Below are 9834 nucleotides of genomic sequence, written 5' to 3' on the forward strand. Positions count from 1 at the left end.
GGGGGTAGCGGGGGCTGCGCCCGGCCGTACGAGGCGGGGTGCCGGGCCGTACGGACGAGGCGGTGTGCCGGGCCGTACGGGGGCTGCGCCCGTGTCAGGAGCCGGCCGGGAAGATCGTGCCCTTGTTCATGATCCCGTTCGGGTCGAACGCCTCCTTGAGCTTGGCGAGCAGGGGGTAGGCGCTGCCGTGCTCCCGCTCGGTCCACGGGGCGCGGTACTTGCCGATGCCGTGGTGGTGGACCATCGAACCGCCGGCCTTGAGCGCCTCCTCCACGATGATGGCGTTGAGCGGGATGTGGTACGTGGTGATCTCGTCGCGCGGCTCGCAGTTGATCGTGTAGTCGTAGACGAAGTACAGGTTGGTGCCCGTCTGGTAGCTGTGCGAGGAGTGGGCGCCCAGCATGGTGAGGTCGTTCGCTGCGGGGAACTCGCGGCGGATGCGCGCGACGACGTTCTCGTACAGCTCGACGGTGCGCGACCAGTCGACCGACACCTCGGTGGTGTAGCCGAGTTCGCGCTTCTCCAGCATCGTGCGCTTCTCCGCCTCGATCTTGTCGGCGCCCCAGTTGAGGTGCTCGAACCAGTCCTCGATGAGCGCCGGTTCGACCTTCTCGTGCGGGTACGCGCCGGCGACGCGCTCGATCTCCTCGCTGGTCGCGCGGACGATGCCCCGCGGGCCCTCGGCGACGAAGACGACCACGCACTTGCCGTCGTAGAAGTGCGCGAAGTGCTGGCGCGCGTCCTCGGGCGAGTAGACGCGTACGACGGAGGGGGCGAAGCCGCCGGTGACGACCTCGCGGATCATCGCGATGCCGGTCGCCATGTCGTCGACGAGGAAGCCGTGGAACTCGTTGTTCTCCGGCATGTACCGGAAGATCTTCACCGTCACCTCGGTGACGTAGCACAGCGCGCCCTCGTTGCCGATGACGATGTGCCGGATGTCGGGGCCCGCCGCCCGCCGCGGCACGTTCTTGATCCGCGCCACGCTTCCGTCGGGAAACACCGCCTCCAGGCCGACGACCATGTCCTCGATCGCCCCGTACAGGGTGGAGAACTGGCCGATGGAGCGGGTCGCGACGAGGCCGCCGTACTGGGCGAGCGGCTTGGACTGCGGGGAGTGGCCCGTCGTGTAGCCGCGGGCCCTGAGGGTGTCCTCGAGGACCTGGAGGGGCACGCCGCACTGCACCGTGGCGCGCATGTTCTCGGTGTCCACCGACACGATCCGGTCGAGCCCGGAACCGTCCAGGACGATGGTGTCGGCGACGGCCGTCTCCAGGCCGCCCTCGGTGCCGGTACGTCCGGTGCGGGCCACCACGTTGACGCGGTGCTCGTCGGCGAAGGCGAGGACGCGCGCGATGTCGTCGGTGCTGGTCGCGTTGACGATCGCGGACGGGAACGGGCCGTCGTAGATGCCGTGCGCGGACGTGTACTTCTTGAAGCGGTCGACGCTCGCCTCGCGCAGCTGCCGGTCGTCGGTGACGACCGCGTCCGCACCGAGGAGTTCGGTCAGACCCGCGACGATCTCTTCGCGGTTCAGGTCGGACGGTGACTGGTCCATGGGGTCCTCGTGTTTCGGGGTGGAGGGAGTACGGGTGGTGCGGGTCGTACGGGTGGCTGCGCGCGGCGCCGGTAGTGCAGAGGGCGCGGAGGGTACGCGAGGTGTCAGCGGACGAGGTACCCCCCGTCCACCGGGAGGATGTGGCCGTTGACGTAGTCCGAGGCCCGGCTCGCCAGGAAGACCGTGGTGCCCATCAGGTCCGCGACGTCGCCCCACCGCCCGGCCGGGATGTGGTCGAGGACGCGCTGGTTGGTGGTGGGATCGGCCCGCGTCGCCTCGGTGATCTGCGTGGCGAAATAGCCCGGGGCGATCGCGTTGACCTGGATGTTGTGCTGGGCCAGCTCGTCGCAGTACGCCTTGGTGAAGCCCGCGATGGCGTGCTTCGTGGCCGCGTACGCCGGTGACCACTGGCCGCCGAGGAACGAGAAGAGCGACGCGATGTTGATGATCTTCCCGGAGCGCCGCGGGATCATCCGCAGCATGGCCTCGTGGCTCAGCTCGAACGGCGCGGTGAGGTTGATGTCCACCATCGGGTCCCACTGCACGCGGCCGAACTTCTCGACGGGCGCGAGATTGCAGATGCCGGCGGAGTTCACCACGATGTCGACGGAGCCGAAGGCGTCCACGCAGCCGTCCACGATCGCGCGGGGCGTGCCGGGTGCCGTCAGGTCGCAGGCCAGGAACTCCGTCCGCCGGCCCTCGGCCTCGATCAGCCGCCGGGTCGTGCCGTCGTCCTCCATGACGCTGGGCACGAACACGTTGGCGCCCGCCTTGGCGAGGGCGAGCGAGAAGGCCCGGCCAAGGCCGGTGTTGCCGCCGGTGACGATCGCGTTCTTCCCGTCGAGGGAGAAGAAGTCCCGGTTGAAGTCGGTGATGTCCATGTACTGCTCCGGAGGTTCGGGGTGGTTGCGCGTGGTACGGAGGTGATGGTGCGGGGGGGGCGGCGCCTGATCGGGGACGCCGGGGCGTACGGGTCAGGAGCCGGCCGGGCGGGACCGTATCCCCCCGCCCGGAGCGAGGGCGCGGTGCGCGGCCGGTGCGTGGCCGGCGGCGCGGGCCGCCAGGTCCCGGGTGCGGACGCGCCGGGTCAGCGTCGTCAGCACCAGCCCGAGCAGGCCCATGACGAGCAGGAAGACGAACAGGGCGCTGTAGCCGCCGCCGTGCTCGGGCACCGCGGGCCGCGCGGACGGGTCTCCGACCCACCAGGCGCACAGGGACGGCAGGAACGCGTCCGGCAGGTAGGCGAGCCCCGATGCCAGTCCGATCACACCGCCGCGCTCGCTCTCCTCGATCTCGACCTCGCTGACCTGTGCCCAGTAGACCCCACGGCTCGCGAACACCATCAGGCACAACACGAACATCAGCGCCACGGCGACCCACAGGAACGCGGGATCGCGCGGCATCAGCAGGAAGACGAGCGCGACGGCCGAGGCGGCGGCGAACATCCAGCGCAGGAACCGGGGGGCGGACCTGGCCGCCTTGTCGGCCACCACCCCGCCCGCGGGACCCGCGACGAACTGGAAGACGTACGTGCGGACGACTCCGATGGCGCCGATCAGCCCCGCGGCCACTCCGTAGCGGTATTCGAGGAGCGGAGAGAAATAGCCGAGGGTCGTGTAGAAGCAGTACATCAGCATGATGGTGAGGCCGATCAGCCAGGTGTACGCGTTCTTCGCGGCCGAGAGCAATTGCCGGAGCGTGACCGTACTGGAGCCGAGCGCGGCGAGCCGCGTCCTGTCGACCCGTACGAAGAGAAGTACGAGCGCGGCGAAGACGAAAGCGAGGATTCCGTAGATGCGGATCAGCCAGAGCACTCCGGCGGATTCCGCGGCGGCGGCGCCCACCACGGCCGTTCCCGCGAATCCCACGACGGTCGACGTCACGCCTCGCGCGCCTTCGAGGAATCCGAAGATCCGCCCCTGTTCCGACGCGTCGCCGAGCATGCCGATCGCCTTCACGAGGGCGGACCAGTAAAGGCCCATTCCCATGACGGCCATGACGACATGGGCGGCGACCGTGCCCCAGTAGCCGGGCACCGTGCTCAGATACAGGTCGGCGACCCCGGTGCCGGCCAGGGATGTGACGATGAGGCCCCTGGGCGGGAACCGGTCCGCGAACCAGCCGCCGAGGAAATACATGACGGTGGCGACGACGCCGAACACCGAGATGACGTTCCCGTAGTCCTGCGCGGAGAGGTGCAGGGCCTGCGCGGTCGGCCCGAGATAGACGAACCGTATGTAGGCGACCTGGTACACGATGCCGCAACTCATCGAGAGGATGAGGAAGCCGGCCCATTTCCGGGCCGTTGTCATCGGACCGCCGCCTCGGCCCGGCAGCGGGCGCTGAACGCGATGCTCATGAGTGACCACCTCTTTGTGGAACGGCCGGAAAGAACACGGGAACGGGGACGGGGGCGGAAAGAGAACAAAAAAAGAGCAGTAACGCCTCATGCGAGGTGTTACTGCTCTCTGGTCTCTAGTAACTGCCTTCGGTGGACCGAAGGCCGGTATGCGATTGTGGGCGCCGCGGAACGGAGTGCCGCGGAACGCCTGGATCAAGTTATAGAGAGGTGCGGAGGGTGTCAACCGCGCGGAACCCCACGCCGACGGATCACCCGGCCCGCACCGTCATACGGCCCAGACTGTCATGCGGCCCGCACCCTCACGCGGCCCGCACGTCACATGGCCCACACGTCCCGGTTGGACGAGGCGATGGCCGCGGCGCCCGCCTTGAGCGCGGCGAACACGTCGTCCCGGTCGCAGACCAGGCCGCCCGCGATCAGCGGCACGTCGAGGTCCGCGACGGCCCAGGAGATGACGCGCGGCATGCAGCCGGGCAGGATCTCCACGCAGTCCGCCTTGGACATCCGTACGTGCTTGGCCAGGTTGTGGTACGAGAGTGAGTCCACGAGGAAGAACCGGTGGACGGCGAACAGGCCGAGCTGCCTGGCCGCCCGCACCATGGGCGCCTTGGAGCTGAGGATGCCGTCGGCCGCCGTGTTCTCCTTCACGTACCGCACGACGATCTCCTTGCCGCTGAACCCGTCGATCAGGTCCACGTTGACGAGGACGGTCTTGCCGTGGTCCTTGAGCCGCGCGACGAGCGCGGGCAGGTCGAGCACCGAGCCGTAGAGCAGGAACACCACCTGGCAGGGGGAGCGCAGGACGGCCTCAAGCCCCTGCTGGTCCTTCACACTGGCGACGACCGGATGGTCCTCAAGGACGGTCGTCATCGATTCGCCCACGCGCTCTCCCCACCTCTCCCACTGGTTTCCCACTGGTGTCCCCCGGCCTCACCGGCCCGTCGCCCCAAGGTAACCCCGACCCCGCCGGGCCCCGGCCGCGCGGTTCCGGGCGGCGAGGAACTCGTTACGGGATGTTGCGGGCCATCACGATGCGCTGGACCTGGTTCGTGCCCTCGTAGATCTGGGTGATCTTGGCGTCGCGCATCATGCGCTCCAGGGGGTAGTCGCGGGTGTAGCCGTAGCCGCCGAGGAGCTGGACGGCGTCGGTGGTGATCTCCATCGCGGCGTCGGAGGCGTAGCACTTGGCGGCGGCGCCGAAGAACGTGAGGTCCTGTTTGGCGGAGCCCTGGTGGACGCGTTCGGAGCGCGCGGCGGCGGCGTAGGTGAGCTGGCGGGCGGCCTCCAGCTTCATGGCCATGTCGGCCAGCATGAACTGGACGCCCTGGAAGTCGCCGATCGGCTTGCCGAACTGCTTGCGCTCCTGGACGTAGCCCTTGGCGTAGTCCAGCGCGCCCTGGGCGATGCCGAGGGCCTGGGCGGCGATGGTGATGCGGGTGTGGTCGAGCGTCTTCATCGCGGTGGCGAAGCCCGTGCCCTCCTCGCCGATGATCCGGTCGGCGGGGATGCGGACGTTGTCGAGGTAGACCTCACGGGTCGGGGAGCCCTTGATGCCGAGCTTCTTCTCCGGGGCGCCGAAGGAGACGCCCTCGTCGGACTTCTCCACGACGAACGCGCTGATGCCCTTGGTGCGCTTGTCGGGGTCGGTGACCGCCATCACCGTGTAGTACTCGGAGACCCCGGCGTTGGTGATCCAGCGCTTCACGCCGTTGAGGACGTAGCTGTCGCCGTCGCGTACGGCCCTGGTCTTCATGCCGCCCGCGTCCGAGCCGGCGTCCGGCTCGGACAGGCAGTAGGAGAACATCGCGTCGCCCGCGGCCAGCGGCGTGAGGTACCGCCGCTTGAGCTCCTCGCCGCCCGACAGGACCACCGGCAGCGAGCCGAGCTTGTTGACCGCGGGGATCAGCGACGAGGAGGCGCACACCCGGGCCACCTCCTCGATCACGATCACCGTCGCGAGCGCGTCCGCGCCCGCGCCGCCGTACTCCTCGGGCACGTGGATGGCGTGCAGGTCGCTCCCGACGAGCGCGTCCAGCGCCTCCTGCGGAAAACGCGCCTCCTCGTCGACCGCCGCCGCGAACGGCGCGATCTTCGCCTCCGCGAGGCCGCGCACGGCCTCCCGGAGCGCGTCGTGCTCCTCGGCGGGGCGGTACAGGTCAAAGGACGACGACCCAGTCGATCCGGCCACGGTCTCTCACTCCCAGGGAGGCTGTTTCGTTGGAGGGCGGTGCGCGGGGACGTTGCCGTCCGCCGTTGCCGCCCACCGTTGCTAACTACCGTTAAGTAACCCGCTGACAACCCCGATACTAGAGCGCCGCGGGCCGGACGGCATAGGTGAGCCGGGGCACACACGGGGGCGCGGCTATGCTCAGGCGGCGTCCCGATCGTCGTCTGCATATGGAGCAGCCCATGGCCCTCAAGATCACCGTGATCGGCACCGGCTACCTCGGCGCGACGCACGCCGCGGCCATGGCCGACCTCGGGTTCGAGGTGCTGGCCCTCGATGTCTCCGAGTCGAGGATCGACGCGCTGCGGGCGGGGCGCGCCCCGATGTACGAGCCGGGCCTCGAGGAACTGCTGCGCAAGCACGTCGCGGGGATCGAGGGCTCGACGGGCCGACTGCGCGTGACGATGGACTGGGCCGAGATCGGCGAGTTCGGCGACGTGCACTTCGTCTGCGTGAACACCCCGCAGAAGCAGGGCGAGTACGCCTGCGACATGAGTTACGTCGAGAGCGCGGTGGACTCGCTGGCCAAGCACCTGGCGAGGCCCGCCCTCGTCGTCGGCAAGTCGACGGTGCCGGTGGGCAGCGCGGAGCGGCTCGCGGCGCGGCTGGCCGAGCTGGCCCCGGCGGGCCGCGACGTCGAGCTGGCGTGGAACCCGGAGTTCCTGCGCGAGGGCTTCGCCGTGCAGGACACGCTGCGCCCGGACCGGATCGTGGTGGGCGTGCGCAGCGAGCACGCGGAACGGCTGCTGCGGGAGGTCTACGCGAAGCCGATCGCGGACGGCTCCCCGTTCGTGGTGGCGGACTTCGCGACCGCGGAGCTGGTCAAGGCGTCGGCGAACTCGTTCCTCGCGACGAAGATCTCGTTCATCAACGCCATGGCCGAGGTGTGCGAGGCGGCGGGCGGCGACGTCGCGACGCTGGCGGAGGCGCTCGGCCACGACGACCGGATCGGGAAGAAGTTCCTGCGCGCCGGCATCGGCTTCGGCGGGGGCTGCCTGCCGAAGGACATCCGCGCGTTCATGGCCCGCGCCGGCGAGCTGGGCGCCGACCAGGCGCTGACGTTCCTGCGCGAGGTCGACTCGATCAACATGCGGCGGCGCGGCCACATGGTCGACATGGCGCGCGAGGCCGTGGGCGGCGACTCGTTCCTCGGCAAGCGGGTGGCGGTGCTGGGCGCGGCGTTCAAGCCGGACAGCGACGACGTGCGCGACTCGCCCGCGCTGAACGTCGCGGGCCAGATCCACCTCCAGGGCGGACAGGTCACGGTCTACGACCCGAAGGGCATGGACAACGCGCGCCGCCTCTTCCCCACCCTCGGGTACGCGGAGAGCGCGCTCGACGCGGTACGCGGCGCGGACGTGGTGCTGCACCTGACGGAGTGGCGCGAGTTCCGCGAGCTGGACGCGGCTGAGCTGGGCGCGGTCGCGTCCGCGCGGGTGCTCCTCGACGGCCGCAACACACTGGACGCGGAGCGCTGGCGCGCGGCGGGCTGGACGTACCGCGCGATGGGCCGCCCGAACGCGTAGCGCGTCGCCTCTTGCCCGGGGCCGCCCTCGGGGCCGGGCCGTTTCCCGGGAACGGCCTGCCCCGGGGGTACCTCACGCGCGGCGCGCGCGGTAGGTACGCATCTTGTTGCGCGCGCCGCAGACCGACATCGAGCACCAGCGGCGGCGCCCCGCCGGACTGCGGTCGTAGTACGCCCACCGGCAGGTCTCGGCCTCGCACGCCTTCAGCCGCTGCCAGGTGCCGTCCAGCGAGGCCCGGGCGATCGATAGCGCGACCCGGGCGCGCAGATCGTCCGCCACGGCCACGACGGTCGCCGCGCCCTGGGGGGCCACCGCCACCCGCAGCGCCACGCCCGCCAGCAGCGCGTCCAGCGCCCGGGCGTCACCGTGGCCCGCGTGGGCCAGGCAGGCCGCCCGCAACGCCTCACGCAACCGCTTCGCCGCGGGGACACCCGAGGCCGTGATCCCGAAGGGGCGTCTGCCCTCCGCCGTGTCCAGCGTGTCGGTGCCGGCCTCGATGTCACGCGTGTTCACGAGCTCCTGGATGAGGAGCAGTTCCTCGGGGGCGGGCCGGTCGGTCATGGTTGCGACGGTATCCCGTTACCTGTTGAATGGCTTCACCGGTAACGCGCCACCCGGACCGGACCGGCCACACCCCGCACAAGGTCACAGACACGCAGCCCGTCCACCGATCGCCCGGAGGAATCCCGTCATGGCCATCGCCACCCCACGCGCCATCGTCCTCGACGCCCCCGACCCCGTGGCCCTCGCCGGCTTCTACGCGCAGATCATCGGCGGCGAGGTCATCAGCGGCGAGGAGGACGGGTGGGTCGATCTGGAGGGGGCGGAGGGGACGCGGCTGTCGTTCCAGGCCGCGCCAGGACTCGTACCGCCGGAGTGGCCGTCGGCCGACAAGTCCCAGCAGCTGCACCTGGACTTCACCGTCGCCGACCTGGACGACGCCGAGCGGGAGCTGCTGCGGATCGGGGCCGTCGCCCTGGACACCGACGCCCCGGGCCGCGACTTCCGCGTCTACCGCGACCCGGCGGGGCACCCGTTCTGCCTCTGCGTCGACTGAGCCGGCGGACTCGCGGATCGCGGAATCGAGGTCGTCGGCGTCGACCCGGCACGTCGCTGCTCCCTGGCGTCCGTGCTTGTTGCCGTCAGCGCTGCCGTCAAGGGTACGGAGCACCCGTGGTCGGGCTACGGCAGGAGTGTCAGCGCGGGGACGTGGGCGGGTTTGACGACGCTGAAGTATCGCCGGTCGAGGGTGGCTACCCGTCCACGCCGAAGCGCTCGGCCACCGCGATGACGGAGGCGTCGACCCCGCCGAGCGGGAAGTCGGCGTATGGGAGGACCAGCTCAGCCATGCGCGTCAGGTCGTTGGGAGTGAGGTGGACCAGCTCGAAGGTTCCCCGTGCGACCTCGGCCAGAAAACGCCGCCTCGACCTGGGGCCAGCGCTCCAGCAGCCAGCAGACCTCGGTCATGACCGGGCTGGGCAGCAGACGGCGGCCGGTCAGCGTCGTCAGCAGGGAGGCGCACTCCCGGGTGACGCCGGTCGGCCGCGTTGAACGCCGCAGCCAGGGGGCCGGTGTCCAGGACCGTGGCGATCACGCTGAGTCGCCGAAGCGCTCGCGCATCCGCTCGCGGATGTAGTCGTCGTGCCGCTCAGCCAGATCCTCCGGGCCATTCACACTGCCGATCAGGGCCAGCAGCCCGGCCGGGACCGACTCCACGTCCTCGTTCGCGTCGACTGCCGGCAGCGACTGGGCAACCTGGGACAGCTCCTCGTCCTGGGTGACGAGCAAGCGCAGGCGTCGCACCTGGGTCGGGGTGAGCCGGTCCACCAGGTGGTGCCTGTCCTCGTAGTCGTATGCAGCGGTCACGCCAGCAGTCTAGGACGGCCCCGGGGCGTCGGACAGCGGGATCGGCAGAGGTTCACCCCTGGTGTGCGGGCAGTCGCCCGAGCATTGCAGGGACCTTGATCAATGTCCCCGCACGCGTCCTGTCCGGTACGTCCCCTGGCGCGGCCCGTTCGCCGGGGAAGGCGGTCCTCCGGCCCGCGGTACCTACCCCTCTCGCTCAAGAGCACCGCTGGGCAAGCGGGAGACAGCCCGGAGGAATCCCGTCATGGCCATCGCCACCCCACGCGCCATCGTCCTCGACGCCCCCGACCCCGTG

9 protein-coding genes are annotated in these 9834 nt (G+C 70.3%); 2 read left to right on the top strand and 7 right to left on the bottom strand.

All coding sequences use genetic code 11. The annotated features are described in order from the left end of the window. Positions 1 to 94 precede the first annotated feature (94 nt). The 5 genes from LCE31_RS30775 to LCE31_RS30795 all read right to left on the bottom strand — a co-directional run bounded on the left by LCE31_RS30775 (position 95) and on the right by LCE31_RS30795 (position 6108). Complete coding sequence (locus LCE31_RS30775) at positions 95 to 1558, bottom strand: FAD-binding oxidoreductase (protein ID WP_225020146.1); 1464 nt, start codon at positions 1556 to 1558, stop codon at positions 95 to 97. Between the two features lie 104 nt (positions 1559 to 1662). Then, positions 1663 to 2439 carry an SDR family NAD(P)-dependent oxidoreductase gene (locus LCE31_RS30780; protein ID WP_225020148.1) on the bottom strand — a complete coding sequence of 259 codons (777 nt, stop codon included), beginning with the start codon at positions 2437 to 2439 and terminating at the stop codon, positions 1663 to 1665. Between the two features lie 93 nt (positions 2440 to 2532). Further along, positions 2533 to 3870: an MFS transporter gene (locus LCE31_RS30785; RefSeq protein WP_225020150.1), complete on the bottom strand. Its 1338-nt coding sequence runs from the start codon at positions 3868 to 3870 to the stop codon at positions 2533 to 2535. Between the two features lie 365 nt (positions 3871 to 4235). Next, positions 4236 to 4802, bottom strand: a complete 567-nt coding sequence (locus LCE31_RS30790; protein WP_225020152.1) for a glycerol-3-phosphate responsive antiterminator — start codon at positions 4800 to 4802, stop codon at positions 4236 to 4238. A gap of 124 nt (positions 4803 to 4926) precedes the next feature. Next, on the bottom strand, positions 4927 to 6108 hold the full coding sequence (locus LCE31_RS30795; protein WP_225020154.1) for an acyl-CoA dehydrogenase family protein: 1182 nt from the start codon (positions 6106 to 6108) through the stop codon (positions 4927 to 4929). Positions 6109 to 6329: 221 nt separating this feature from the next. On the opposite strand from LCE31_RS30795, the gene LCE31_RS30800 reads away from it, so the two are divergent. Continuing rightward, positions 6330 to 7673, top strand: coding sequence for a UDP-glucose dehydrogenase family protein (locus LCE31_RS30800; protein ID WP_225020162.1), 1344 nt, complete (start codon positions 6330 to 6332; stop codon positions 7671 to 7673). Between the two features lie 72 nt (positions 7674 to 7745). On the opposite strand, the gene LCE31_RS30805 is transcribed toward LCE31_RS30800, so the two are convergent. After that, positions 7746 to 8234: a CGNR zinc finger domain-containing protein gene (locus LCE31_RS30805; protein ID WP_225020164.1), complete on the bottom strand. Its 489-nt coding sequence runs from the start codon at positions 8232 to 8234 to the stop codon at positions 7746 to 7748. Positions 8235 to 8364: 130 nt separating this feature from the next. Here LCE31_RS30805 and LCE31_RS30810 point away from each other — a divergent pair, with 130 nt between their 5' ends. Further along, the gene (locus tag LCE31_RS30810; RefSeq protein WP_225020166.1) at positions 8365 to 8730 is read left to right on the top strand and encodes a VOC family protein; all 366 of its coding nucleotides are present in this window, start codon (positions 8365 to 8367) and stop codon (positions 8728 to 8730) included. 533 nt (positions 8731 to 9263) lie between these two features. On the opposite strand, the gene LCE31_RS30815 is transcribed toward LCE31_RS30810, so the two are convergent. Beyond that, a complete protein-coding gene (locus LCE31_RS30815) occupies positions 9264 to 9539 on the bottom strand; it encodes a hypothetical protein (protein WP_225020168.1) in 276 nt (91 codons plus the stop codon). Positions 9540 to 9834: the final 295 nt, after the last annotated feature.

The sequence above is a fragment of the Streptomyces sp. 8L genome, assembly GCF_020176795.1.
GTDB lineage: Bacteria > Actinomycetota > Actinomycetes > Streptomycetales > Streptomycetaceae > Streptomyces.

Coding starts and splice junctions, on each gene's coding strand:
- LCE31_RS30775 (WP_225020146.1), bottom strand. CDS start 1,558: ATGGACCAGTCACCGTCCGACCTGAACCGCGAAGAGATCGTCGCGGGT.
- LCE31_RS30780 (WP_225020148.1), bottom strand. CDS start 2,439: ATGGACATCACCGACTTCAACCGGGACTTCTTCTCCCTCGACGGGAAG.
- LCE31_RS30785 (WP_225020150.1), bottom strand. CDS start 3,870: ATGACAACGGCCCGGAAATGGGCCGGCTTCCTCATCCTCTCGATGAGT.
- LCE31_RS30800 (WP_225020162.1), top strand. CDS start 6,330: ATGGCCCTCAAGATCACCGTGATCGGCACCGGCTACCTCGGCGCGACG.
- LCE31_RS30805 (WP_225020164.1), bottom strand. CDS start 8,234: ATGACCGACCGGCCCGCCCCCGAGGAACTGCTCCTCATCCAGGAGCTC.
- LCE31_RS30810 (WP_225020166.1), top strand. CDS start 8,365: ATGGCCATCGCCACCCCACGCGCCATCGTCCTCGACGCCCCCGACCCC.